The sequence below is a fragment of the Azospirillum sp. TSH64 genome (genome assembly GCF_003116035.1).
In the GTDB taxonomy this organism is placed as follows: Bacteria; Pseudomonadota; Alphaproteobacteria; order Azospirillales; family Azospirillaceae; genus Azospirillum.
The window spans coordinates 2,778,986-2,803,055 of record NZ_LGQW01000015.1 but is presented as its reverse complement, the minus strand read 5'-3'; the positions used below and the strand labels follow the sequence as shown (position 1 = coordinate 2,803,055).

Sequence of the window (24,070 nt, the reverse complement as noted above, 5' to 3'; positions counted from 1 at the left end):
AGGCGAGGGTTGGCGATGACCTGCATTGTGGGATTGGTGGACGGCGATCGCGTGTGGATGGGCGGCGACAGCGCCGGGGTGAACGGGCTGGACATCACCGTCCGCGCCGACACCAAAGTGTTCCGCAACGGCGACAGCCTGATCGGCTTCACCAGCTCCTTCCGCATGGGCCAACTGCTGCATTACCGGCTGGAGGTCCCATCCCGCGACCATGACGCCGACCTGTTCCGCTACATGGTCGTCGACTTCGTCGATGCCGTCCGCAACTGCCTGAAGGACGGCGGCTACGCCCACCGCTCCAACGACGTGGAGACGGGCGGTACCTTTATGGTCGGCCTTGAAGGCCGTCTGTTCACCGTGCAGTCCGACTATCAGGTCGGCGAGGCGGTGCGCGGCTACCACGCCATCGGCTGCGGATCGGACTATGCGTTGGGTTCGCTCGCCTCCACCGTCGGCCAGCCGCCGGAAGAGCGCGTGCTGAAGGCCCTGGAATGCGCCGAGCTGTTCAACGGCGGCGTCCGTGCGCCCTTCACCATCCAGTCCAGCCTGCGCCGCCCGCAGTTGGCGCTGACCGAAGCCGCGTAAACTCCGAATTCGACCTCTTTAACCTTTGACCGAGGTCGAAAGAAATGGCGAAGGTTGTTCTACGGTCATTCAAAGCTACGTGACGTATGGCTCCCTGTCCTGCCGTACTGCAGGACAGGGACTTACCACAAAAAAACTTTGGACCGCGGGGACGATGCCTGCATGACATCGGGATGGGCGTGAAGAAGCGCCGATCTTCCCTTCACCCTGCCCGCTCTACGGCAGATCGGTGAAGCCGCCGGCAATCGGAAAGCGCCGCAGCCGCGTCGCCGGCCGGCGCGACACCTGCGGACCCGGCGGAGCCCTGCGACGGCCCGCTTCCGCCTGAACCACCAGCCGCCAGACCGCCATCACCGTCTCTGCGGCATGGCCGCGCGCCATGAGGCCGGCAGGTGCCAGCCCCTCATCGATCAGAGCAGCCAGCAGATCGTCCAATGCCTCCGCCGGCGGCAGCCCAGCCGGGGCTTCGGCCTTCATCCGGCGTGTCAGCACCCGCTCCGGCACCACGAGCCCGGCCGGCCCGCGCGAAGCCGCCGGCTGGTTGCCGTTGCGCCAGCGCGCCAGTTCCAGCACCGCCGTCTTCGGCACGTCGGCCAGCACGGCATAGCCGAACCCCGTCTCTTCCGGTGCAAGGCCGAGCAAGCGGTCGGTGCGGTCGACGCTCGACAGCAGCAGGGCGCCCATCCGCTCCGCCAGCGCCGCCAGGGTCGCGGCACGCAGGCGGGAATGCATCCGGTCGACCGCCACGGCCGGTTCGCGGCCGGCAAAGGCGGGTGCCAGCAGCGAGTCGGCGGCCTTCAGCAGCGGCGCCAGCGCAACATTGTCGAGGCGGCAGCCCAACAACTCCACGATCTCCGCCGCGTCGTCCAGGCTGTCGGCCAGGGTTCCGGCAAACTCCGCCTCCGGACTGCCCGGCAGCGGTGCCCGGACCGCCAGCACCCGCTCCGGCCCCAGCGCATCGACGGCAATGGCAGCGACCAGCGCCGAGTCCAGCCCGCCGGTCAAACCGACCACCGCTCCCGGCGCGCCGGATTTCGTTACGGCATCGTGCAGACCCAGCACCAGTGCGCCATAAAGCGCCTCAGTTCCTTCGGCCGGAGCAATCGTTTCGGCATCGGAACTGTCCCAACCGTCATCGTCTCCGCGCTCCCACCGGGTCAGCAGAAGATGTTCGGCGAACAGCGGAGCCTGGGCGACCAGCCGCCCGCCGGGAGCGAGCGCGAAGCTGCCGCCGTCGAACACCCGCTCGTCCTGCCCGCCGATGAGGTTCACGATGGCCAGCGGCAAGCCGCATTCCACCACCCGCGCGACGGCGGCCTGGACCCGCTCATCGGCGCGACCGGGAGCGAAGGGACTTGCCAGCATGGCCACCAGCAGCTCGGCACCGCTTTCCGCCAGCGTTTCCGCAACGTCGCCGGTGGCCAGGTCGCCGCCGACCAGCAGGCCGATCCGCACCCCGCGAACATTCACCGGACCCGGCATCAGACCGCTATCGAAACGATCCTCCTCCGGCCCACCGATTTCGCCGAAGTCCGTTACGGCCTGGAAACGAACCGCAGAAATCTTACCGCCATCCAGCAACAGCGCGGCATTGTGACGCTTCGATCCATTGCGCCCCAACTCCCCAGTCACCGATTCCCCGCGCCAGGGCACGCCGACCAGCAAGGCCGGTCCACCGTCGGCGGTCTCCTCCGCCAGCGCCTGCACCGTTGCCTCCACCGCGTCGAGGAAGGCGGGAAGTGTGGCCAGATCCAGCAACGGGGCACCGGACAGGCCGGCGGCGGGGCAGACGACCAGATCGGCGCCGCGCGCCGCGGCCTCAGCCCTTGCGGCGCGGAGTCGATCGGCATTCGCGGCGAGGTTGCCGGCGGCGGGATTGATCTGGGCGAGGGCGATGGACAGTCGGTTCGTCATGATGGCTGGCTCCCTTCTTCCGGGTCCTTTGGCGATAAGGGTAGCAGCCCCTTCTCTTTGGTGAAAGCCGCGGCTCGTCGCAGCTCATCACGCAGGCGGAACAAGTGGCGGCAAGTTATCGGATGTAGTTTCACAGTCGTCGACACTTAGTAAGGAAACGAATTTGTTTCAATCATTGAAAGAAATCCATGAAATTAACAAACGGTAAAGGTTGCCGGCGTCATGCTTCCGCTTGCACACAAACAACGCGATGCGGGGGCATCCATGTACTACACGGAGCTCAGCGGCCCGAACGGCAAACCGTCGGTGCTGTCCACGGCTGTGCAGAACGGCTCGTCAAAGACGGCCGGCACGGTGAAGGACGCGCTGGCCAAATCGGACGCGAAAACAGTGGACGGCGACAAGGCGGACAAGAAGTCCCAGTCGCCGGCCTACACCATCAGCCAGTCGATGGAATCGCTGCTGGACAGCATGACCGGCAAGAGCGGCGCCCAGGCCGCGGGCGGGGCAGCGGGCGGCGGGAGCGCCCTGGCGTCCGGCAGCGGCGTGGACCGTGCCAAGCAGGCCCAGTCGCTGATGCAGTCGGCACTGGATCATGGCAAGGGTTTGGCCGGCATGTTCGGCAAGGGCATTGACGCCCTGAAACAGGGTCTCGGCGACACGCTGAGCGCGCTCGGCGTTCCGCAGAACCGGATCGACGATGCCGTGAAGGGCTTCGGCGACGGGCTGAAATCCAAGCTGGACGGCATGAATCTCAGCGACCTGTCGGTGGACATGCAGGCCACCCAGTCCCAATGGTCGATCGAGTCGCACGGAATCGACCTGGAAATCCAAGACGGCGACCGCAGCGTCAAGATCTCCTTCGCGAAATCGACCCTGGACTTCCGCCGCGACGACCAGCGCCTGCAGGCCTCGCTGGGCAAGGGCGGCGACATGGCACTGAGCGCCACCGGCATGACCACCACCGCCACCGGCAAGTCGACCGGCATGATCGTGCGGTCGGAAGGCTTCAGCGAGGATGAGATCAAGGACATTCTCGGCAAGCTGAACGACATGGCCGCCAAAGGCGGCGGCGGTGACGGGATGAAGGGGCTGGCGGTGCTGAAGCCGACCACGTCGAAGGACGGCGTCACCAAACTGACGCTCGACCTGTCCAATCCGATCGCCGGGCTGTCGGCCGGCAAGGCCGCCACGGCGGCGGCCGGAGCGGCGGCCAGCGGGTCGGCCTCGACTCCTGCAAAGTCGCAGGGCGTCGATCTGACTGCCTGAGCCGGTCCGATGCGTTCATTGTCACAGCGCCGGCCCGGATCCGTCCGGACCGGCGCTTGCCCATGAGTGATGGCTTCTTTACAAGCGGTCGCGGTGCCGGGCCCGCTGGGCCGGGCGCCGTCCGATCTCCCGGAACCATCGCCCGGATGAAGACATGACCGACCGCGACACGCTGCTGGCCCTGAACCAAGCCTTCTACAGGGCCTTCACCAACCGCGACGCCGCCGCGATGGAAGCCCTCTGGGCGGAAACGCTGCCCATCTCCTGCATCCATCCCGGCTGGACCGCCCTGTTCGGGCGCGACGCCGTGCTGACAAGCTGGCGCGACGTTCTGCGCACACCCAGCGGCATTACGGTGGCGGCTCGGAACGAGCGGGTCACCCTGCACGGCAACACCGCACTGGTGGTCTGCGAGGAAACGCTGGGCGATGCCGTCCTGGCGGCCACCAACCTGTTCGCCCGCGAAAACGGCAACTGGCGTCTCGCCCATCATCAGGCTGGTCCCATCGCTCCGGCCCGCGCCGATGTCGAAATCCCGGTCAAGCCGCTGCGGCGCCTGCACTGAACCGTACCGCGGCTGCACGACCGGGCCTCAGGGTAGACTCGCCACCTCCGGCCGCGCTTCCAACCGGCGGACGAGGTCGATCACCACATGGTCAGCGGTGACCTGATCGGGATCGCTGTTGGTCAGGGCCACAACGCCCCAGCGATGCGCCTTCGAGAAGGCGATGTAGGCGTTGAAGCCGCCGGTGGAGCCGGAATGCCAATGGATCGGCGTGCCGTCCGTGGCCCAGGCGACGAACCATCCGAGCGCCATCGCTCCGCTTCCCAGGCTGCCGGGGTCGGCCAACGACCGGCCATCGACCTGCACCGACTGCGCCAGCGCCAGGGTGGCTGCCACCGGCGGCGCACAGCCGTGACCGTCCGGCCCAACGGCGGCAGCGCCTGGGCAATCGCCGAGATTGGCGGAGAGCCAGCGCAGCAGATCGTCGGCCGAGGAATAGAGGCCGAAGGCAGGCAGCATCGCCGGCGCCTCCCAATCCGGCACGGTCCGGCCGCGGGCATGGCCAGCCGCCTTGCGCATCCGCTGCTCCGCCGTCGGGTGCAAGGTGGTGTCGCGCAGCCCGAAGCGGTCGGTCACCACCCGTTTCAGCAAGGTCTCGTAAGGCTGGCCGGCGGCGGCCGCCAGCGCCTCGCCCAGCACCGACATGCCGGCATTGGAATAGCTGAAACGCAAGCCCGGCGGCACCGGCAGCCGGTAATCGGACAGCCACAGCGCCAGCTCGCCCCGCGACAGCGGTTTGTAGGGATTGCGCGGGTCCTCCAGCCGGCTCCAGGAGAAGCGGGAGGTTTCCGGCACGTTCGGCAGGCCGGCGGTGTGGGTGGCAAGATCGCGCAGCCGGATCGGACGGCCGTCATAGTCCGGCACATGGGAGACCGGGACCGCGCCGACCCGGCGCAGATGGCGCTGGAGCGGGTCGGCGGGGTCGATCCGGCCCTCCCGCATCAGGTCCGCCATAATGGTGCCGGTGAAGGGCTTGGTCAGCGACGCGATCTGGAACAGGGTACGCCCGTCGGCCGGCCCGCCATCGGGGCGCCCGGCATCGCCACGCCCGACCACCAGCGTCCGGCCGTCGCGGATGACGCCGACCACCAGGCTGCCGGTTCCGACCGCCGGCTGCCGCTCCTCCACCGCACGGGTGACCGCATCGACCAACGGGTCCGGAGCCCGGTCCAGCCCGATGGCCCCGGTCGGACCGAGCGGAACGCTCCACAGCAGCAGGCACAAAGCGCCCCAGAGCAATCCGTGCCGCAGCCCGTGTAGCAGTCCGCGCCGCATGCACACCTCCGCCCCGTCCCAATCGCGAGGCTGGAGAGTGGGCAGACGTACGGCCGGCGGACAGGTCCGCGAAGGGCGATGCGGCGAAAGACGGGACGGGAGCCGCCGGGGTACTCCCCAGCCGCTCCGCCACCGCCCATCAGGTCAGGCTTGGCAGGCTGGCGCCGGTTTTCCGTCAGCGCCTATTCGGTGGGGATTTCGGCCCTTGGCGGACGGCGGTCCTTGACCACCGACAGCGGCACGTCGTCGGCGGCGATCTCCAGGATCGGATGGCCGTCCAGCAGCGACGGGCACCGCTTCACCTGGGTGAAGGCCAGGAAGAAGTCCGCCTTGCGCCAATCCGGCTCGATCCCGTTCACCAGGCGCAGCCAGGGCGGCAGCTCGAACCGCACCGCCAGCGTGTTGCCGCAGACGGTCAGCGTGTACTGCCGCGGCGGGGCATGGCCGTCATTCTCGCGCTCGACATACTCGATAAGCTCCTGCAATGCCTCGTGCAGGGAATTGCCCCAGTAATCCAGCTCAAACTTGCCGTCGGCGCCGCGTACGCCCCCGACGAAATGGTTGTAATAGACGTACTGGTTCGGATGCATGGCGCCCAGCTGCCAAGCGTACACCACGGCGACCACGGTCATCGCGGCGGCGAACCCCTGCCCCAGCGCCCGGCCGCCGTGCTGCGACAGCGTCCACAGCCGGTCGGCGGCGATCGCGGCCATCACCACGAAAGGCGGCGCCAGGAACAGGAAATGGCGGATGCCGTTGTAGACCGACGGCCGCATCAGCACGAACAGCAGGATCGGCAGGAAGCCCGCCAGCACCAGCGGGGTGTAGCGGACCACGGTGAAGGCACCGGCGCGCCGCCAGCCGCCGCGGGCCAGCCACACCGCCGCCATGATGACCGCGGCCCCGACACCGATCACCACCGCTTCCGGCAGCTTCACCGCCAGATAGACCGGCAGATACAGGGCGGGCGGGTCGTTCGAGTGGACCAGCTCGCCCATGAACAGCGTCTGGATGTCGATCGGGAAGTGGGAGACGACACGCAGCGCCTCCAGCGGGTTGCGGAACGGCCGCTGCACCACCCAGGGCCAGAACACCGCCATGATGGCGTAGGCGACCGGGATTGCCGGCCACAGGGACAGGAAGGCGCGCCGCGCATCGGCCAGCGCCCAGCGGTGCCCCTCCTGCCGGGTGACCAGCGCGAAATGCAGCGCCATGGCGACCGCCAGATAGAAGCCGGCCAGCACCGCACCGACGCGGATCGCCAGCGTCATGCCCAGCACCAGCCCGAACTTCAGCACGGCGCTCCGGCTGGGACGCGGCATCTGCTTCAGGATGCGGGTGGCGAAATAGAGCGTCCACACCATGCCGGCCGCAAAAGGCACGTCCTTGGTGTTGTTGAACATGGCGCCGTAATAGACGCCGCTCAGCGACAGCAGGGCCGCCGCGATGAAGCCGGCGCGGGGACCGGCCAGCAGCCGGGTGTAACGCCAGGTTCCGGCAATGCCCAGCACGCCGACCAGCGCGCAGAGCAGGTGCCGCGTCTCATACTCCTCGAAGGGGGAGAAGGGCACGATCACCGCGGTGACGAGGTCGAACAGCCCACCGTAATAGGCCAGATCCTTGAAATGGAAGGCTGACCGGTCCTGAAAGCCGCTGAGGTAATAGGAGAGCAGCTTCTTGCCGTAGATGTGCTGCACCTCCTCGTCGGTGCTGATGCCGTAGCTGAGGAAGGTCAGCGCCGCCAGGATCAGCACGCCCAGAAGAAGCGCGCGCGACAGTCCGTCCCACAAGGCCGCCTCGCCACGCGGCAGCGCGCGGCCGGCCGCCGTGGCGGTGGAGGGTGCGGCGCTAGCTGGACGCGGACGGCGGGAAGCGCCACCGGCATCCTCAGCGTCGCCGGTGTGCAGACGGGACTCGATGCTCATCGGCGCGGCTCCTGCCCCGCTGTTCCGTCGCCGAAGCTTTCGCCGACAGGGTCCAGATCATGCTCGTGCCGGCCGTCCGCCGGACCGAAGCCGTGGGCGGAGCGGACGATGAACAGCGGACGCCCCTTCACCTCGGCGAAGACGCGGCCCAGATAGTCGCCGATGATGCCCAGGGTGATCAGTTGGAGTCCGCCCAGGAACAGCACGGCGACCAGCAGCGACTCATAGCCGGGCACGTCGATGCCATGGATCAGCGTGCGGATCAGCCGGATCAGGATATAGACGAAGGCAACGCCGGACATAGCCATGCCGACCAGACTCCAAACCCGCAGCGGGAAGGTGGAGAAGGCCGTCAGCCCGTCGAAGGACAGGCGCAGCAGCTTGACGAAGCCCCATTTGGTGTCTCCTCCGGCACGCTCGCCCTGCTCGTAGGGGATCGCGGCCTGACGGAAACCGACCCAGGCGAAAATGCCCTTCATGAAGCGCGTGCGCTCCGGCATCCGGTTGATGACCTCGACGACGCGGCGGTCCATCAGGCGGAAATCGCCGACCTCGCGCGGCAGCTTGATCTCCGACAGATGGTCGAAGACCCAGTAGAACAGGCGGGCGAACAGCCGGTGCTTCAGGCTCTGCCCGACACGGGCATGGCGCACCGCGACCACCACGTCGAACCCCTCGCGCCACTTGGCGATGAAGGCCGGCAGCAGTTCCGGCGGATGCTGCAGATCGGCATCCATCGGCACGATGGCGTCGCCGGTGGTGTGGCTGAGCCCGGCGGAGAGCGCTAGTTCCTTGCCGAAATTGCGCGACAGGTCGACGACCTTCACCCGGGGCTCGCGGTCATGGACGTCCAGCAGCCGGTCGACGGTGTCGTCGCGGCTGCCGTCGTTGACGCACACCACCTCCCAATCCATTCCGAGCCCGTCCAGCACCGGCACCAGCCGGGCGAACAGGGCGTCGATGTTGGGGCCCTCGTTGTAGAAGGGAATGACGACCGACAGGCAGCCGCGCCGTGGACGGCCGTATCGGTCCGCCGGGGGGCGGCTGGCCGCAGGACGGGCGGGAACGGTGCGGGCATCCGGGGAAGCCGCGGAAAGGGGCGCGTCGGGAATGGACATGGCCAGCCGTCGGATCAAAGCGTCAGGGACCGGGAGATGGGGGATCGGCGACGACCCCGGACGGCCGCTGCGCCCTTTGGCATATATCACGATACGGGGGGATGTTCAAAATGCCTCTCCTGTGACCGCCGCGGCACAAAAAATGGACTGTTCGCCCGTGAAAGCGTCCGGACGCCCACCACCCGCAGTCCAACGAAACAGGCAAACATCCGGCGTTGCGGTTTATTCCAACGATGTGGAACGACTGCTTTCCCCTAGGTCATTCATGGGTCTCTTTGGTTACCGGCGCGCAAGGCCGGTCCATACCGGGGCATGTGGCATGTTTCCTGAAACCGGCTTTTTGGAACAGGTCGCAATTGCTGACCTTTTAAGGTTCCGCGCAGCACCCCCGTGCCGATGGAGGCCCCGGCCATGAGCCTTTTCAATCGCTTTTCCGTAGGAACGAAGATCACGGCGGCCAGCGCCGGTATTCTGGTGTTCCTGGTGCTGATCGGCGGCATAGGCGTGGCGGCCCTGTCGGAGGCCGGCGGCGCGGTGGACACCTACCGGCGGCTCGGCCAGCAGACCAACGAACTGGGGCGCATCCAGGCCCTGATGCTGGAGATGCGCCAGCAGGCCACCCGCTTCCTGCTGACCGGCGATCCGGAGGTCGGCGCGACCGTCCGGCGCACGGCGCAGGAGGCGGCGCAGACCATCGACAAGACCCGTGCTTTGGTCACCGACCCTGCCCTGTTGCAGACCGCCGACCATATGGCGCAGGAGATCGCCCAGTATCAGGAGGCCTTCGCCGCCACGATGGATTTCCAGGCCCAGCGCAGCAAGGCCATCTCCGAACTGGACGAGATCGGCCCGCGGCTGGAAAGCGCGCTGGACAACATCATGGACAGCGCCAGCACCGGGGGTGACACCGACGCTGCCTATTTGGCAGGCATGGCGTTGCGCCACATGCTGTCGGCCCGGATTTCGGCGACGCGCTACAGCGTCGACGGCTCTCCGGCGCTGGCCAGCCAGACCCGGTCCCAGTTCACCGACGCCGCCAGCCGTGGCGGTGCGATGATGGCGAAGCTGACCGACATGGACCGCCGCAAGATGGCGATGTCCTACACCGCCATGCTGCGCGTCTACATCACCGGCTTCAACGGCGTGGTCAAGGCGACAACCGAGCGTGACCGGCTGGTCAACGAGGTGCTGATCCCCGTCGGCGACTCCATCGCCAAGGAGGCGGAGCAACTGACCGTGGCGAGCGTCGACGCCCAGAAGAGCCTGGGCATGGCGACCGGCGCCTTCATCGACAAGGCGCGGGGCGGGATGACGGTTGCCTCGCTGATCGCGGTGGTGCTGGGGCTGGCGACGGCACTGCTGATCGGCCGCGGGCTGTCGCGGCCGGTGGTGGCGATGACCGACCGCATGACCCGCTTGGCCAGCGGCGACCGCAGCGTCGACATTCCCGGCCTGCAGCGCGCCGACGAGATCGGCGGCATGGCCAAGGCGCTGCAGGTCTTCAAGGACAGCCTGATCGACAGCGACCGGCTGGCCGAGGCCCAGCGCACCGACCACGAGGCCCAGCGCAGCCGCGGCGAGCGCATCGACCGGCTGACCCAGGAGTTCGACCGGCTGGTGTTGCAGGCGCTGGGCCGGGTGTCGGCGGCGGCAACGCAGTTGCAGGCGACCGCCCAAACCATGTCGGCAACCGCGGAGCAGACCACCCGGCAGGCCGATGCGGTTGCCAATGCCTCGCATGAGGCGACCGGCAATGTGGAGACGGTGGCCGCGGCAACGGAGGAGTTGACGGCATCCATCGCTGAGATCGGCCGGCAGGTGGCGGAAAGCACCCGGATCGCCGGACAGGCGGTCGCCACCGCCGAGAAGACCGACGGCACCGTCCGCGGGCTTGTCGATGCCGCCCAGCGCATCGGCGAGGTGGTGCAGTTGATCACAGACATCGCCAGCCAGACCAACCTGCTGGCACTGAACGCCACCATCGAGGCGGCCCGCGCCGGCGAGGCCGGCAAGGGCTTCGCCGTGGTGGCGTCGGAGGTGAAGAGCCTCGCCAGCCAGACCGCCAAGGCGACCGAGGAGATCGGCAGCCAGATCGCCGGCATCCAGGACATCAGCCGGCAGGCGGCAGGCGCCATCGCCGAGATCGGCCGGGTGATCGCCGAGATCAACCACATCTCCACCACCATCGCCGCCGCGGTGGAGGAACAGGGTGCCGCCACCAAGGAGATCAGCCGCAACGTCCAGCAGGCGGCGCGCGGCACGCAGCAGGTGTCCGGCAACATCGCCGGCGTGTCGGAGGCCGCAGCCTCCACCGGCGATGCCTCGCGCGAGGTGCTGACCGCCGCCGACGGGCTGAACCATGAGGCGACCGACCTGCGCGGCTTCGTGTCGCGCTTCCTGTCCGACATGCGCGCAGCGTAAGAAACCGCAACCGTTCCAAGCGGCACCATGACAGTTATGGCGCCGGCAGGCCCCGAAAAGACCGGGACTTGCCGGCGCCATTGTCTTGCCGGGCAGCCCTGCTGCTCTGCACGGTTACATTCCCCTTGCGCCGGGACGCCCCCTTGGGCACATAGGCCTCATGATCCTGACCCCCATCGCCATCGACGACATGCCGAAGGCCATCGCGGCCTTCGACGCCCATCTGGACGGCCATGCGCAAGCGCGCGCCGCCTTCCGCCGGATCGCCGCGACCTGGCCCGTGCGGCCGGACGCCGAGCCGGGCGGTGGCGTCGACACGCCGGCCCACCGGGCGGATGCGGTGCGGCTGGCCCATGCCCATGGCATCGACACGCTGGACGAGCCGCCCAGCCGCTCCTTCATGTGGGACGGCAAGGTGATCCGCACCGATGTCGAAGCAACGGTGATCGTGCATGAGGTGGCGCACTGGCTGTGCGCGGCGCCGGAACGGCGGACGCTGATCGATTACGGCCTGGGTCCGGGCCCGGAGACCACTGCCCGCAAGGAGGCGCGCGCCGACAAGCGCCTGTGCTTCGAGGACTGCATGCATGAGGAGCAGCAGACGTCTCTGCTCGGCGTGCTGTGGGAGGTCGAACTGGGCCAGCCAGGGATTCTGGCTTTCCTGGAGCAGAACTGGATGGAGCATTGGGAGCGGTCGAGCACCGCCGCCTTCTTCATCCGCCATGCCGAGGAACTGTTCGCCCACGGCCTGATAGACGCCGACGGCCGGCCGACGACGGCACGCGCGTGGGCAGATGCGCGCAAGAAGGTGCTGGAGAGCGTCTGACGTCTCCGAAAAGGCTGGCAGCTGGACCGAAAAACGCCCTCTCCCACACAATGCGGGAGAGGGCGTTTTTCGTTTACCTCACCGCCACACCCCCACCATCACGCCGCGGTGATGCGGGTGATGAAGGCTTCGATCTCATGGTCGAGGCGGTTGAAGCTGCGCGACAGTTCCTCGGTCGTGTTCTGCACCGATCCGGCGGAATGGCCGGTGGTTTCGGCGGCTTGCTGGACCAGACGCATCTCCTGCATCACCGCCATGGTGTCGACGGCGGCGCGCTGGGACCGGGCGCTGATGTCGCGGGTGGCGGCGTCCTGCTCCTCCACCGCGGCGGCGACGGTGCCGAGGGACTCGTCGACCTGACGGATGGTGCCGACGATGGCGCGGATGGCGCCGACCGCCGCATGGGTCGCGGCCTGGACCGCGGCGATTTCAGCACCGATCTCCTCGGTCGCCTTGGCGGTCTGGTTGGCGAGGCTCTTCACCTCCTGGGCGACCACGGCGAAACCCTTGCCCGCCTCGCCGGCGCGCGCCGCCTCGATGGTGGCGTTCAGCGCCAGCAGGTTGGTCTGGCCGGCAATGGACTGGATGAGGCCGACGACCTCCTCGATCTTGCGGCTGGCTTCGCTCAGCCCCTGGACGATGCTGTCGGTGCGGCCGGCCTCATCCACCGCGCCGCGGGCGAGCAGCGCCGACTGGCTGATGGAGCGGGTGATCTCGTCGATGGAGGCGCGGAGCTGTTCGGCACCGGCCGCGACGCTTTCGACCTCGCTGGTCGCCTCCTGCACCGAATGGGCGACGCTGTCGCTGTGGTGGCTGGTCTGCTTGGCGTTGTCGAGCATCGAGTTGGCTTCGTTGCGCATCGACGTCGCCGACCGCACCACCTCGCCCATCATCGCCTTGACCGATGCCTCCAGGTCGTTGGCGAGCGCCGTCATCGCCTGCCGCCGCTCCTGCTCGTTGCGCAGGCGCATCGCCTCCTGCTCCCGCGAGAGTTCCTGCACGCGGACGGCGTTTTCCTTGAAGACCTGAACCGTGCGGGCCATCTGGCCGATCTCGTCGCCGCGCTCCGCAGCGGGGATGTCCGCCTCCAGGTTGCCGCGGGCCAGCCGCTCCATCACGTCGGTCAGGCGCACGATCGGGCGGGCGATGTTCATGCCAATGAACAGCGCGACGCCGACCGTCACCAGCAGCACCGCCGCGGCCACCGCCATGAAGGCCTGGGTGGTGTTGTCGACCGATGCGTTGACCTCGGCGTAGGCGTCGGTCGACACCTTGCGCTTGTAGGTCAGATAGTCGCGGCTGGTTCCCTGCAATCGCGTATAGGCGGCCTGGACCTCCTGCAGGAAGTCCAGCGGATCGACGCCCATCTTCAGCAGGTCGAGGAAGCTGCCCACCTTCGCCAGATAGGTGGCGGCGTCGGCACCGAACCGCTCGAAGAACTTCGCCTCCTCGTCGGTGTCGGCGGTGGCGCCCTTCAGCGCCTCCGACTGGCCCTTCAGCTTGCCGAGCTGGTTGCTGAGGGCCTTCATCTCCTCTTCCACCGCCTTCGGCGAGGCGTTCGCGCTGCTGAGGATCACCGTCCGGTACATGCCGGCGTGGGCCACCGTCAGGGTGTCGGTCAGCCCCTGGATTTCCGCTTCCCGCGTGAAGGAACGGTTGAACAGGGCGTCGAGCAGCGTCGACTGCTGGGTGATCGCCGACCAGCCGAGCAGCGCGATCACCAGCATGCCGATGATCGCCGTCGTCGCCGGAATGGCCATCTTGACGGGGATGTGGAAGTTGTTGAGGAGGGTCATGGGGCACCTGCGTCGGCCGGCTGTCCGTGGCGCGAACGATCCGGTATGGCATTGGGGCGGAGGAACGTGCGGCGGCCGCGCGACGCCGCTCCGGTCGATGAAAGCCTGCGGGGACGGACTCCCGCGCCGGTTCCGGGAATGGCATCGAGGCGGCCTGCCCGCCGGCACGGCCATCGCTGCGCCATCTCACCCGGAAAATCTTTTGCAATGATTAACGCGCTTATTTTTATGCGAGTCTTTGATATGACACAATTGCCATCAATTTTCTTCGGTTCTGAAGCGTTCAGAGTCTTGAGCATACTATGATATGCGACAGAAGAGGCGGATTTATTGTTATCCGGAACTATGCCGGCCAGTTCCCGCCGCCGAACCGTTGGCTTATCATATTCCGTGTTCTGGAAGATCAAGACACAGCCTTGCCGATATCATGATGCTTAGAAATTCATACAATTAGAGGCTAACAGGATTTTTCTCTCCCATCAATGGCGGTAACAGCGGCCACACTGCCGCATGCGGCGTGGAACACGCCGCCGCCCCCTTCGGATGGATCGACGGACCCATCAAGTAAATTCAGCGTATTTGAAATTTCTTCGGCAATACCCGTGGGTCGTTCCGGTCCGGCGTCATCCTGCGGACGACACCATGAAGGCAATGGAGATCGACACCGGCGACAGCAGGGTTGAGATCAGCAGAGACATCGACACCACCTCGCGCCCGGCATTGTAGCGCTCCGCGAAAACATAGGCGTTGATGCCGATGGGCAAGGCCGCGGCGGTCACGGCCGGGGCGACCCACAGTGGCGGCAGGTCGAAGACCTGGGTGGCCAGCAGCCAGGTCAGCAGCGGGTGCAAGCCGGTCTTCAACAGCGCCACCACGGTGGCCGGCAGCACCGCGCCCGAGGCCGGGCTGAGCGCCAGCGACGCCCCCAGCGTGAAACAGGCACAGGGAAGAACCGTCTGCGCCATCATGGTGAAGCTCTTCATCACCATGGGCGGGATCGCCAGATGGATCAGATTGGCGGCCAGCCCCAAAATGACCGACACCACCAGCGGGCTGGTCAACGTCGCCTTGGCGGCGTCCAGCGTCGCCTTCACCGGCCGCCCGGTCCGACCGTTGCGCGCCGATCGCTGGGTTTCCGCCAGCATGGTGGCCGAGGTGAACAGCAGGGGCGATTGGAAGACGATCAGCAGCATCACCGGCACCGCCACGGTCGGCCCATAGGCTTCCATGATGATCGGCGATCCCAACAGCGCGATGTTGGAAAAGGAACTGGCAAGGCCGATGGGAGCGATCTGCTCCCGCCGGCCGGCCATCCGCATCCACAGCCCGCCGACCAGGAAGACCGCGACCGCCGCGATGTAGAAGGAGCCCAGCACCGCCCATTCCAGCGGGTCCGGGATGTCCGCCCGCGCCATGTTGGAGAACAGCAGCGCCGGCAGCGCATAGATGCCGAGGAAACGGGAAAGCCCCTGGACCATCGCAGTGCTGAAGCCACGGTAGCGCGCCGCCCAGAAGCCAAGGGCGATCAGGCCGAACATCGGCAGGACGATCTGGAAAATCAGCGACATGGACTCGGCACCATGGGGGCGGGGTCGGCAGCGGCCGGCAGTACGGCCGACGATGCGGGGGCTTTCCTTTACACGGTTCCGCTCAGTCGGCGGGAACGATCTCCAGCGGCGGGACGCCCAGCACGTCCACCAGGGTGGCGCCGGCCTCGATCTGCTCGGTCCATCTGCGCTCGCGCTCCAGCAGGGCGAGGCTCTGGGTCAGGGCGGCGTCGGCGAAGGCCAGCGGCACCACCACCACGCCATCCTCGTCACCCAGGATCAGGTCGCCGGGATTGACCGGCACGCCGCCGATGGCCGCAATGACGTCCATCTTGCCGCCGAAATTCTTGTGCGGGCCGCGGGCCACGGCACCCTTGGCGAAGACCGGCAGGCCCAGCCCGCGGATCTCGTGCAGGTCGCGGACAGAACCGTCGACAACCAGACCGCCCAGCGCACGCCGCTTGCAGCAGCGCACCACCCATTCGCCGGCCAGCGCCACGTCGTCCAGGCCGCCGCCGGCCACCACCACCACGTCACCCGGTTCCGCCAGGCTGACGGCGTGGTGAACCATGCTGTTGTCGCCGGGCATGGTGACGACGGTGCGGGCCTGACCGCAGATGCGCATACCGGGGACCATCGGCTTGATCCGCGAATCCATGCTCTGACACCGGTTCATCGCGTCGGAGGCGACACTGCTGGGAACCGACGACCATTTGGCGAGGGCATCGGTGGACAGCCGGGGATAGTCGACGAGATAGCGCTGCATAGCCATGACGGTTTCCTTTCCTGGTATCTGGGTCTTGGTATCCGGGCTTCGCATCCGGGTCGGGAGGTCGGGGTCGAAGTCCGGAGAGGCGGAGGTCGGGAGAGGCCCCCGGTGAGGGACCGTCTCTCGAGTCCGGCGAGGTTGGACGGAGGTGGGGCGGGGGCGGAGCCGAACGGTGCTTTCAGCCATCCCGAATTCCTGCGCCGAATTCCTGTCGGAACCACGGTGGTGAAGCGGTGCCGGCCGGGCGAAGGCAAATGGCCGGAGCATCCTTTCACGGGAATGTTTCTGAATTTTGACCCGATTTTCCGCAGAGTGTCTTCGTTCGTTACAACCCCCGGAGCCTTAGACGCTATTTATTTAGATTTTGAAGTGTACCTTCCCATGCGGTCATACGCAAGGAGGTTGACAATCTGTAAATAGGTCGTAGGAACTTTTGCATCCCCTTTCGGGTTACGCAAACACGGTGTACAGCCTGAACGAGAAATCAATGGGAAATCACAACGGTCACAGACAACGGGCACAACTGCGGCCATGCTGGACGGCCTTTGGCCGGAATGGGAGGAACATCACGCTGTTTCACTCCGACCAGCCGCCTACAATTGTATGATGATCGGGCTTTGACTTGCCGCAATTGAAAGCTGAAAGAATGAGATGGATCGTCGATCCCGCCGGTCAGCGATCCCATGGGCGATCATCCCCCCACGGAGGGCTTGTGGACCGCAAGCCGGCAAGTCCGGATGGACTGAAAACAGGGGGGAGAAAATGCGAAAGGCCGGCACCCGAAGGTCCGGCCTTTTGAAATCGCATACTCCAGCTTGAAGTCTGGAGGAAATTGGAGCGGGCGAAGGGATTCGAACCCTCGACCCCAACCTTGGCAAGGTTGTGCTCTACCCCTGAGCTACGCCCGCGCTCCATTCCATCGTCCGGCGTTTCATCGGTTCAGACCGTTGTCGCTGCCGTCCGGCGGTGTGCGGCGGACTATACTCATCGGCCGACGCAATGCAAGCGCGTTGTTTCAGATTTTTTCACCGGCTGGACGATTTTCCGCGCACCCGGTACAAGGTCTGTCATGGACACCGCATCGACCTCCCGTCCGGACGCCTCCCTTCCCGATGGGGACGCGCCGCTGCCGACCTCGCCGGATCAACTGCTGGCGCGGCTCGACGCGCTGGGCATCCAGGCGACCACGCACAGCCACCCGCCACTGCACACGGTGGAGGAGAGCAAGGCCCTGCGTGGCGCCCTGCCCGGCGGCCATTGCAAGAACCTGTTCCTGAAGGACAAGAAGGACCAGCATTGGCTGGTGGTGGCGCTGGAGGACGCAAAAATCGACCTGAACCGGCTGGACAAGGCCATCGGGTCGGCGCGGCTGTCCTTCGCCTCGGCGGAGCGGCTCTGGCGCTTCCTCGGCATCCGGCCGGGATCGGTCACGCCCTTCTCCCTGGTCAACGACACCGGACAGAAGGTGCGCGTGGTCCTGCAGCAGGCGATGATGGAGCATGACCTGCTGAACTATCACCCGCTGCTGAACGACCGCACCACCGCGATCCGGCGGGACGATCTGATGCGGTTCATCCGCGCCTGCGGTCACGAACCGGCGATCGTCGAGTTCGGCCGCACGCAGGAGTGACGGGCCGGCGCCTCTCCGAAGCGCCTGTCCACACAATGCCTGCCCACGCAATGCTTGCTTGAGCCGCCCTGCGCGCTCACATATGTCGCCAACGATGAGGATCCGGGCCGGCCGGATCGGCAACTCCATGGCCCACCGGGATGTCCTAATGGGCCAGGCATCACCAACGGGACCGAAACACGCCATGTTCTCCATGCCCCCCGCCAATGGCTCCAAGCCCGCCGCTCCTGCCGGTGCCGCCCCCGGTGCCGCTGAGATCGTCAAGGACAGCACTGACCGCGCCTTCATGGTCGACGTGATCGAGGCCTCGCGCGATGTCCCGGTGATCGTCGATTTCTGGGCGCCCTGGTGCGGCCCCTGCAAGCAGTTGGGCCCGATCATCGAGAAGGTGGTGCGCGCCGCCAAGGGCGCGGTCCGTCTGGTGAAGATCGACACCGACGCCAACCCGATGATCGCCTCGCAGCTGCGCGTGCAGTCGATCCCGGCGGTCTATGCCTTCTTCCAGGGGCGCCCGGTCGATGGCTTCATGGGCGCCGTGCCTGAATCGCAGGTGAAGGCCTTCGTCGACAAGCTGGTGGCGCTGGCCAAGCAGGCCGGTGTCGGCGGCGACGACATGCTGGAGGAGGCCTTCGCCCAGGCCAAGGAGATGCTGGAAGGCGGCGACCTTCAGGGCGCGCTCGACCTCTACAGCCAGATCCTGCAGGCTGAGCCGGAGAATGCCCAGGCCTATGCCGGCATCGTCCGCTGCCTGATCGCCGCCGGCGACCTGGAGAATGCCAAGCAGATGCTGGCCCAGGCCCCGGAAGCCATCGCCAAGGACAAGGAGCTGGCCAATGTCCGCGCCGCTCTCGACGTGGCGGAACAGGCTGCCAACGCCGGCCCGATCCCGGAGCTGATGGAGAAGGTCGCCCACGACCCGAACGACCATGCCTCGCGCTTCGACCTCGCCATGGCGCTGTTCGCCGCCGGCAAGCGCGAAGCGGCGGTGGACGAGCTGCTGGAGATCTTCAAGCGCGACCGGACCTGGAACGACGACGGCGCCCGCAAGCAGCTGGTGAAGTTCTTCGAGGCGTTCGGCCAGACCGACCCGCTGACGGTGAAGACCCGCCGCCGCCTGTCGACCATGATGTTCAGCTGACGCTTTTTCCGAAAAAAGGACGGCTGTTCCACCGGCGAAGGGGTTCTATCTGATTGGCATGACCAGAAACCCCTTCGACCCCGAGTTCAGCCAATTGCCGGCGATGATGCCGATCTTCCCGCTGGCCGGCGTCCTGCTGCTGCCGCGGGCGCGGCTGCCGCTGAACATCTTCGAGCCCCGCTATCTCGCCATGGTCGAGGATGCGCTGGGCAGCGGCCGCATGATCGGCATGATCCAGCCCCTCGACCCCGCCGGGCGGGAACGCGAGCCGGCCGTCTATTCCTGCGGCTGCGCCGGCCGCATCACCAGCTTCTCCGAGACCGACGACGGCCGGTGTCTCATCACCCTGACCGGGGTCGCCCGGTTCGAGATCGGGCGGGAGGTGGAAGGTGCGCGCGGCTATCGGCGGGTCGTGCCCGACTGGCGCCCCTTCCGCGCCGACCTGGAACCCGAGTCCTGCGGCGACATCGACCGCACCCGGCTGCTCGGCGCCCTGAAGACCTATTTCCGCGTCCAGGGCCTGTCGGTCGACTGGAAATCCATCGAATCGACGCTGGACGAACGGCTGGTCAACTCGCTGGCGATGATCTGTCCCTTCACGCCTGGTGAAAAACAGGCGCTGCTGGAGGCGCCGACCCTGGCGGACCGTGGGAAGCTCTTGATCGGGCTGGTCGAGATGGCCATTCTCGACAGCCATGACGGGGACGGTCCGCCGCCCAAGCATTGATTCCTTCCAATCACCACGAGACACGACATGGCGACGCCCGAGGACAAGAGCAGCGAAGCGAAAACCAACGCCCGCGTCGATCCGAAGCTGCTGGAGATCCTGGTCTGCCCGCTGACCAAGGGTCCGCTGCGCTATGACGCCGAGCGTGCGGAGCTGGTCAGCGAGCGTGCCGGTCTGGCCTATCCGATTCGCGACGGCATCCCGATCATGCTGATCGACGAGGCCCGCAGCCTGGACAAGGCGGGGGCGGCGCGATGAGTGCAGGGGCCGAGACAGGAGACGGGTTCGGCACGGTCCACTGGCCGACCGAGATCCGCCTGAAGAAGGAGGAAAAGCGGCTGGAGGTCGATTTCGACGACGGCCGGACCTTCTCCTACCCGGCGGAGTTCCTGCGCGTCGTCAGCCCCTCCGCCGAGGTGCAGGGCCACAACCCCAGCCAGAAGCAGACGGTGGCCGGTCGCCGCCATGTCGGCATCATGCGGCTGGAGCAGGTCGGCAACTATGCCATCCGCATCGTCTTCGACGACCTGCACGACAGCGGCATCTTCACCTGGAAATATCTCTACGAGATCGGCACCGAACAGGAAGCCCTGTGGGCCGAGTATCTTGAAGAGTTGCAGTCCAAGGGCCTGAGCCGCGACCCGCGGCGCTGATGGACTCCCTCTCCCGACCCTGGCCGGGAGAGGGTGGCCCGCTCATTTCTTCCAGATTGGCTTCCCGCTGCCCGGCAGTCCGTACAGGTCCCATTTCCGGCTGACCGCGTCGACGACCTCCTCGGTCATGTGCAGCTTCTCGCCCCACTCGCGCTTGGTTTCCGGCGGCCATTTGTTGGTGGCGTCGAGGCCGACCTTGCCGCCCAGCCCCGATTCCGGGCTGGCGAAGTCGAGATAGTCGATGGGCGTGCCTTCGATCACCGTGATGTCGCGGGCCGGATCCATGCGGGTGGAGATCGCCCACATCACGTCCTTCCAGTTCCGCGCGTCGATGTCGTCGTCCACGACGATCACCCACTTCGTGTACATGAACTGGCGCAGGAAGGACCAGACGCCCATCATCACCCGCTTGGCATGGCCGGGATAGGCCTTCTTCATGCTGACCACCGCGATGCGGTAGGAGCAGCCCTCCGGCGGCAGCCAGAAATCGACGATTTCCGGGAATTGCTGGATCAGCAGCGGGATGAACACCTCATTCAGCGCCTCGCCAAGCACCGACGGCTCGTCGGGCGGCCGGCCGGTGAAGGTGGACAGGTAGATCGGCTTGCGCCGCATCGTCATGGCGGTGACGGTGAAGACCGGGAAGGGCTCGACCGAATTGTAATAGCCGGTGTGGTCGCCGTACGGCCCCTCGTCGGCATACTCGTCCAAGCTGACATGGCCTTCCAGGACGATCTCCGCCTGGGCCGGCACCTTCAACGGCACCGTCTTGCACTCCACCAGCTCTACCTTCTTGCCGCGCAGCAGGCCGGCGAACTGGTATTCCGACAGGGTGTCGGGCACCGGCGTCACCGCGGCCAGGATGGTGCCGGGATCGGCCCCCAGCACGACGGCGCAGGGCAGCGGCTCGCGCTTGCCGCTGGCGGCCCAGCGGTGATGGTGCTGGGCGCCGCCGCGGTGCTTTAGCCAGCGCATGATGGTCTTGTTCTTCCCCAGCACCTGCATGCGGTAGATGCCGAGGTTGAAGTCGTCCTCCCGCTTCCCCGTCGGCCCCTTGGTGACCACCAGCGGCCAGGTGATCAGCGGCGCCGGCTCGCCCGGCCAGCAGCTCTGCACCGGCAGGCGGCCGAGGTCGATGTCGTCGCCGGTCAGCACCACCTCCTGGCAAGGGGCCGATCCGACCGTCTTCGGCTTCATCGACAGCACGGTCTTGGCGAGCGGGATCAGCTCCAGCGCCTCGCGGAAGCCGCCCGGCGGTTCCGGCTGCTTGAGGAAGGCCAGCGTCTCGCCGACCGCGCGCAGCTGGTGCGGCTCGCGGTCCATGCCCCAGGCGACCCGCTCGACCGTGCCGAACAGGTTGACCAGCACCGGCATCTCCGAACGCGTGCCGTCGGCCTTGATGACATTCTCGAACAGCACCGCCGGGCCGTTCTCGGCCAGCAGGCGGGTTTGAATCTCGGTCATCTCCAGCACGCTGGACACCGGCTCCTTCACCACCACCAGCCGCCCCGCCTTCTCCAGCCGGTCGATGAAGTCGCGCAACGAGGTGTAGGGCATCGCAGGGTGTCCAATGTGGTGGTGCGTCCGAAACGGACGATAACCTTCAACTCGGCGGCCGGTCCGTCAAGTGCGGTGGAGGCTAATGCAAAAACAAAACCCCTTCCCCACCCCGGGTGGACCAGGGGTCCGGACAGGGGCGGGAAAGGGGCTTCGTCAAACCTCATGAACCAGGGTGCGAGACCCGGTCCGGGATCAGTACATGTGCTGGCCGCCGTTGACCGACAGGGTCGAGCCGGTCATGAAGCCGTTGTCGTCGTCGACGAGGTACAGCACGGCCTTGGCGATCTCCGACGCACGGCCGAGACGGCCGACCGGGATGCGGGCGACGATCTTCTCCAGCACGTTGGCCGGCACCGCGCGCACCATGTCGGTGTCGATGTAGCCCGGCGCGATGGCGTTGACGGTGATGCCCTTGGCAGCGCTTTCCTGCGCCAGCGCCTTGGTGAAGCCGTGGATGCCGGACTTCGCCGCGGCGTAGTTGACCTGACCGTACTGGCCGGCCTGGCCGTTGACCGAGCCGATGTTGACGATGCGGCCGAACCCACGCTCGCGCATGCCGTCGATGACGTTGCGGCACATGTTGAAGCAGGAGGAGAGATTGGTGTGGATCACCTTCTCCCACTGATCGTAGGTCATGCGGTGCATCACGCCGTCACGGGTGATGCCGGCGTTGTTGATGAGCACGTCGACCGGGCCCAGGTCGGACTCGATCGCGGCGATCCCCTTCTTGCAGGCGTCGAAGTCCGCGACGTCGAACTTGTAGGTCGGGATGCCGGTGCGGGCGGTGAATTCCTCGGCCGCCTGATCGTTGCCGGCATAGTTGGCGGCGACCTTGTAGCCGGCATTCTTCAGGGCGACGGCAACCGCCTCGCCGATGCCGCGGGTGCCACCAGTGACGACTGCAACACGAGCCATAGTTCTTCTCCCCAGATTTAGTGATGGTTGGTTGGTTTCTTTGACTTTTTATTGTTGGGCATGGGACTCCCTCCGCAGGTCCGGCGGATGTCCCAAGCCTTCGAGCGAAGCGGGCCGCTTCCGTTTCCAAAAGCGGCCCGTCCGGTCCTCAGTCGCGCTGGACGCAGAGGGCGATGCCCATGCCGCCACCGATGCACAGGGTGGCGAGGCCCTTCTTCGCATCACGCTTCTGCATTTCAAACAGCAGCGTGGTCAGCACGCGGGCGCCGGAGGCGCCGACCGGATGGCCGAGCGCGATGGCCCCGCCATTGACGTTGACCTTGCTGGTATCCCAGCCGAGGTCCTTGTTGACGGCCAGCGCCTGGGCGGCGAAGGCCTCGTTCGCCTCGATGAGGTCGAGGTCGTCGACGGTCCAGCCGGCCTTTTCCAGCGCCTTGCGCGAGGCCGGGATCGGGCCGGTGCCCATGATCGCCGGATCGACGCCGGCGGTCGCCCAGGAGACGATGCGGGCCAGCGGGGTGACGCCGCGCTTGGCCGCGTTCTCCGCCGTCATCAGAACCAGGGCGGCGGCGCCGTCATTGATGCCCGACGCGTTGCCGGCGGTCACCGTGCCGTCCTTCGAGAAGGCCGGGCGCAGCTTGGCCAGCGATTCCTCCGTGGTGCCGTGCTTCGGGTACTCGTCGTCCGAGACGACGACGTCGCCCTTGCGGCCCTTGATGGTGACCGGGACGATCTCGTCCTTGAAGCGGCCGGCCTTCTGGGCGGCTTCCGCCTTCTGCTGGCTGGCGGCGGCGAAGGCGTCCTGCTCCTGCCGGGTCAGCTGCCACTTCTGGGCGACGTTCTCTGCGGTGGTGCCCATGTGATAGCCATGGAAGGCGTCGGTCAGGCCGTCGCGCAGCATGGTGTCGAGCAGTTCGGCGGAGCCCATCTTGGTGCCGTTGCGCAGGTGCATGACGTGCGGCGCCATGCTCATGCTTTCCTGGCCGCCGACGACCAGGACATCGGCATCGCCGTTCTTGATCGCCTGATAGCCGAGCGCGACGGTGCGCAGGCCCGACCCGCAGAGCTGGTTGACGCCGACGGCGGTCGCCTCAACCGGGATGCCGGCGTTGACGGCGGCCTGACGGGCCGGGTTCTGCCCCTGGCCGGCGGTCAGGATCTGGCCAAAAATCACCTCGTTCACTTCCGCCGCATCGGTCTTGGCGCGGGCCAGCGCTTCGCGGATCGCGACCTCGCCCAGGACATGGGCGGGAACGGCGCTGAGGGCGCCGTTGAAGCTGCCGATGGGCGTACGGGCGGCACCGGCGATGACAACCTCGGTCATTGAACGCTCCTCGAAATAGGACAGTTTTATTATAGCGCTGGTGGGACGCTCGGAGTGATTCTTACCTTAAGTCGGGCAATATGACGGGTGCAAGCTGGCTGAAGGTCGCGGCG

The 24,070-nt window shown here is 66.8% G+C and carries 20 protein-coding genes and 1 tRNA gene; 10 read left to right on the top strand and 11 right to left on the bottom strand.

What is annotated here, in order from left to right; all coding sequences use genetic code 11:
- Positions 1 to 15: 15 nt before the first annotated feature.
- On the top strand, positions 16 to 585 hold the full coding sequence (locus TSH64_RS14240) for a hypothetical protein (protein WP_109445798.1): 570 nt from the start codon (positions 16 to 18) through the stop codon (positions 583 to 585).
- Positions 586 to 801: 216 nt separating this feature from the next.
- On the opposite strand, the gene nadE is transcribed toward TSH64_RS14240, so the two are convergent.
- Positions 802 to 2,499, bottom strand: coding sequence for an NAD(+) synthase (gene nadE, locus TSH64_RS14235; RefSeq protein WP_109445796.1), 1,698 nt, complete (start codon positions 2,497 to 2,499; stop codon positions 802 to 804).
- A gap of 264 nt (positions 2,500 to 2,763) precedes the next feature.
- Between nadE and TSH64_RS14230 the strand changes: the two genes are divergently transcribed.
- Positions 2,764 to 3,768: a hypothetical protein gene (locus tag TSH64_RS14230; RefSeq protein WP_247872936.1), complete on the top strand. Its 1,005-nt coding sequence runs from the start codon at positions 2,764 to 2,766 to the stop codon at positions 3,766 to 3,768.
- A 154-nt stretch (positions 3,769 to 3,922) separates the two neighbouring features.
- Positions 3,923 to 4,333: a nuclear transport factor 2 family protein gene (locus TSH64_RS14225; RefSeq protein WP_109445792.1), complete on the top strand. Its 411-nt coding sequence runs from the start codon at positions 3,923 to 3,925 to the stop codon at positions 4,331 to 4,333.
- A gap of 27 nt (positions 4,334 to 4,360) precedes the next feature.
- Here TSH64_RS14225 and TSH64_RS14220 read toward each other — a convergent pair whose 3' ends face one another.
- The 3 genes from TSH64_RS14220 to TSH64_RS14210 form a co-directional block, all read right to left on the bottom strand.
- A complete protein-coding gene (locus TSH64_RS14220; RefSeq protein WP_109445790.1) occupies positions 4,361 to 5,608 on the bottom strand; it encodes a serine hydrolase in 1,248 nt (415 codons plus the stop codon).
- A gap of 182 nt (positions 5,609 to 5,790) precedes the next feature.
- Complete coding sequence (locus TSH64_RS14215) at positions 5,791 to 7,533, bottom strand: glycosyltransferase family 39 protein (protein WP_109445788.1); 1,743 nt, start codon at positions 7,531 to 7,533, stop codon at positions 5,791 to 5,793.
- Entirely contained in the window at positions 7,530 to 8,651 is a 1,122-nt protein-coding gene (locus TSH64_RS14210; RefSeq protein WP_109445786.1) for a glycosyltransferase family 2 protein, read from the bottom strand. The genes TSH64_RS14215 and TSH64_RS14210 overlap by 4 nt, the downstream gene beginning before the upstream one ends.
- 411 nt (positions 8,652 to 9,062) lie before the next feature.
- Here TSH64_RS14210 and TSH64_RS14205 point away from each other — a divergent pair, with 411 nt between their 5' ends.
- Together TSH64_RS14205 and TSH64_RS14200 are read left to right on the top strand one after the other, a co-directional pair.
- On the top strand, positions 9,063 to 11,072 hold the full coding sequence (locus TSH64_RS14205; RefSeq protein WP_109445784.1) for a methyl-accepting chemotaxis protein: 2,010 nt from the start codon (positions 9,063 to 9,065) through the stop codon (positions 11,070 to 11,072).
- Between the two features lie 160 nt (positions 11,073 to 11,232).
- Positions 11,233 to 11,898 (top strand): elongation factor P hydroxylase, encoded by a 666-nt coding sequence (locus TSH64_RS14200; protein ID WP_109445782.1) that lies wholly within the window; start codon positions 11,233 to 11,235, stop codon positions 11,896 to 11,898.
- A 98-nt stretch (positions 11,899 to 11,996) separates the two neighbouring features.
- On the opposite strand, the gene TSH64_RS14195 is transcribed toward TSH64_RS14200, so the two are convergent.
- The 4 genes from TSH64_RS14195 to TSH64_RS14180 form a co-directional block, all read right to left on the bottom strand.
- A complete protein-coding gene (locus tag TSH64_RS14195) occupies positions 11,997 to 13,694 on the bottom strand; it encodes a methyl-accepting chemotaxis protein (RefSeq protein WP_109445780.1) in 1,698 nt (565 codons plus the stop codon).
- Positions 13,695 to 14,317: 623 nt separating this feature from the next.
- Positions 14,318 to 15,262, bottom strand: a complete 945-nt coding sequence (locus TSH64_RS14190; protein WP_109445777.1) for an AEC family transporter — start codon at positions 15,260 to 15,262, stop codon at positions 14,318 to 14,320.
- 82 nt (positions 15,263 to 15,344) lie between these two features.
- Positions 15,345 to 16,013: a dimethylmenaquinone methyltransferase gene (locus tag TSH64_RS14185; RefSeq protein ID WP_109445775.1), complete on the bottom strand. Its 669-nt coding sequence runs from the start codon at positions 16,011 to 16,013 to the stop codon at positions 15,345 to 15,347.
- Between the two features lie 830 nt (positions 16,014 to 16,843).
- Positions 16,844 to 16,918 (bottom strand) — tRNA-Gly (locus TSH64_RS14180).
- Between the two features lie 161 nt (positions 16,919 to 17,079).
- Here TSH64_RS14180 and TSH64_RS14175 point away from each other — a divergent pair.
- The 5 genes from TSH64_RS14175 to TSH64_RS14155 all read left to right on the top strand — a co-directional run bounded on the left by TSH64_RS14175 (position 17,080) and on the right by TSH64_RS14155 (position 20,158).
- The gene (locus TSH64_RS14175) at positions 17,080 to 17,640 is read left to right on the top strand and encodes a prolyl-tRNA synthetase associated domain-containing protein (RefSeq protein WP_109445773.1); all 561 of its coding nucleotides are present in this window, start codon (positions 17,080 to 17,082) and stop codon (positions 17,638 to 17,640) included.
- 184 nt (positions 17,641 to 17,824) lie between these two features.
- Positions 17,825 to 18,778 (top strand): co-chaperone YbbN, encoded by a 954-nt coding sequence (locus TSH64_RS14170; RefSeq protein WP_109445771.1) that lies wholly within the window; start codon positions 17,825 to 17,827, stop codon positions 18,776 to 18,778.
- Between the two features lie 58 nt (positions 18,779 to 18,836).
- Positions 18,837 to 19,505: an LON peptidase substrate-binding domain-containing protein gene (locus tag TSH64_RS14165; RefSeq protein ID WP_109445769.1), complete on the top strand. Its 669-nt coding sequence runs from the start codon at positions 18,837 to 18,839 to the stop codon at positions 19,503 to 19,505.
- 27 nt (positions 19,506 to 19,532) lie between these two features.
- Positions 19,533 to 19,763: a Trm112 family protein gene (locus tag TSH64_RS14160; protein WP_109445767.1), complete on the top strand. Its 231-nt coding sequence runs from the start codon at positions 19,533 to 19,535 to the stop codon at positions 19,761 to 19,763.
- A complete protein-coding gene (locus TSH64_RS14155; RefSeq protein ID WP_109445765.1) occupies positions 19,760 to 20,158 on the top strand; it encodes a DUF971 domain-containing protein in 399 nt (132 codons plus the stop codon). Before TSH64_RS14160 ends, TSH64_RS14155 begins: the two co-directional genes overlap by 4 nt.
- 42 nt (positions 20,159 to 20,200) lie before the next feature.
- Here the strand turns inward: TSH64_RS14155 and TSH64_RS14150 are convergent, their stop codons facing one another.
- From TSH64_RS14150 to TSH64_RS14140, 3 genes are all read right to left on the bottom strand, one after another.
- On the bottom strand, positions 20,201 to 21,715 hold the full coding sequence (locus TSH64_RS14150) for a UbiD family decarboxylase (RefSeq protein WP_109445763.1): 1,515 nt from the start codon (positions 21,713 to 21,715) through the stop codon (positions 20,201 to 20,203).
- A 195-nt stretch (positions 21,716 to 21,910) separates the two neighbouring features.
- Positions 21,911 to 22,633: an acetoacetyl-CoA reductase gene (gene phbB, locus TSH64_RS14145; RefSeq protein ID WP_063635164.1), complete on the bottom strand. Its 723-nt coding sequence runs from the start codon at positions 22,631 to 22,633 to the stop codon at positions 21,911 to 21,913.
- Between the two features lie 148 nt (positions 22,634 to 22,781).
- On the bottom strand, positions 22,782 to 23,957 hold the full coding sequence (locus TSH64_RS14140) for an acetyl-CoA C-acetyltransferase (RefSeq protein WP_109445761.1): 1,176 nt from the start codon (positions 23,955 to 23,957) through the stop codon (positions 22,782 to 22,784).
- Positions 23,958 to 24,070 lie beyond the last annotated feature (113 nt).

Excerpts from the sequence above, each read along its gene's own strand:
- TSH64_RS14240 (WP_109445798.1), top strand. The coding sequence starts at position 16 with ATGACCTGCATTGTGGGATTGGTGGACGGCGATCGCGTGTGGATGGGC.
- nadE (WP_109445796.1), bottom strand. The coding sequence starts at position 2,499 with ATGACGAACCGACTGTCCATCGCCCTCGCCCAGATCAATCCCGCCGCC.
- TSH64_RS14230 (WP_247872936.1), top strand. The coding sequence starts at position 2,764 with ATGTACTACACGGAGCTCAGCGGCCCGAACGGCAAACCGTCGGTGCTG.
- TSH64_RS14225 (WP_109445792.1), top strand. The coding sequence starts at position 3,923 with ATGACCGACCGCGACACGCTGCTGGCCCTGAACCAAGCCTTCTACAGG.
- TSH64_RS14220 (WP_109445790.1), bottom strand. The coding sequence starts at position 5,608 with ATGCGGCGCGGACTGCTACACGGGCTGCGGCACGGATTGCTCTGGGGC.
- TSH64_RS14215 (WP_109445788.1), bottom strand. The coding sequence starts at position 7,533 with ATGAGCATCGAGTCCCGTCTGCACACCGGCGACGCTGAGGATGCCGGT.
- TSH64_RS14210 (WP_109445786.1), bottom strand. The coding sequence starts at position 8,651 with ATGTCCATTCCCGACGCGCCCCTTTCCGCGGCTTCCCCGGATGCCCGC.
- TSH64_RS14205 (WP_109445784.1), top strand. The coding sequence starts at position 9,063 with ATGAGCCTTTTCAATCGCTTTTCCGTAGGAACGAAGATCACGGCGGCC.
- TSH64_RS14200 (WP_109445782.1), top strand. The coding sequence starts at position 11,233 with ATGATCCTGACCCCCATCGCCATCGACGACATGCCGAAGGCCATCGCG.
- TSH64_RS14195 (WP_109445780.1), bottom strand. The coding sequence starts at position 13,694 with ATGACCCTCCTCAACAACTTCCACATCCCCGTCAAGATGGCCATTCCG.
- TSH64_RS14190 (WP_109445777.1), bottom strand. The coding sequence starts at position 15,262 with ATGTCGCTGATTTTCCAGATCGTCCTGCCGATGTTCGGCCTGATCGCC.
- TSH64_RS14185 (WP_109445775.1), bottom strand. The coding sequence starts at position 16,013 with ATGGCTATGCAGCGCTATCTCGTCGACTATCCCCGGCTGTCCACCGAT.
- TSH64_RS14175 (WP_109445773.1), top strand. The coding sequence starts at position 17,080 with ATGGACACCGCATCGACCTCCCGTCCGGACGCCTCCCTTCCCGATGGG.
- TSH64_RS14170 (WP_109445771.1), top strand. The coding sequence starts at position 17,825 with ATGTTCTCCATGCCCCCCGCCAATGGCTCCAAGCCCGCCGCTCCTGCC.
- TSH64_RS14165 (WP_109445769.1), top strand. The coding sequence starts at position 18,837 with ATGACCAGAAACCCCTTCGACCCCGAGTTCAGCCAATTGCCGGCGATG.
- TSH64_RS14160 (WP_109445767.1), top strand. The coding sequence starts at position 19,533 with ATGGCGACGCCCGAGGACAAGAGCAGCGAAGCGAAAACCAACGCCCGC.
- TSH64_RS14155 (WP_109445765.1), top strand. The coding sequence starts at position 19,760 with ATGAGTGCAGGGGCCGAGACAGGAGACGGGTTCGGCACGGTCCACTGG.
- TSH64_RS14150 (WP_109445763.1), bottom strand. The coding sequence starts at position 21,715 with ATGCCCTACACCTCGTTGCGCGACTTCATCGACCGGCTGGAGAAGGCG.
- phbB (WP_063635164.1), bottom strand. The coding sequence starts at position 22,633 with ATGGCTCGTGTTGCAGTCGTCACTGGTGGCACCCGCGGCATCGGCGAG.
- TSH64_RS14140 (WP_109445761.1), bottom strand. The coding sequence starts at position 23,957 with ATGACCGAGGTTGTCATCGCCGGTGCCGCCCGTACGCCCATCGGCAGC.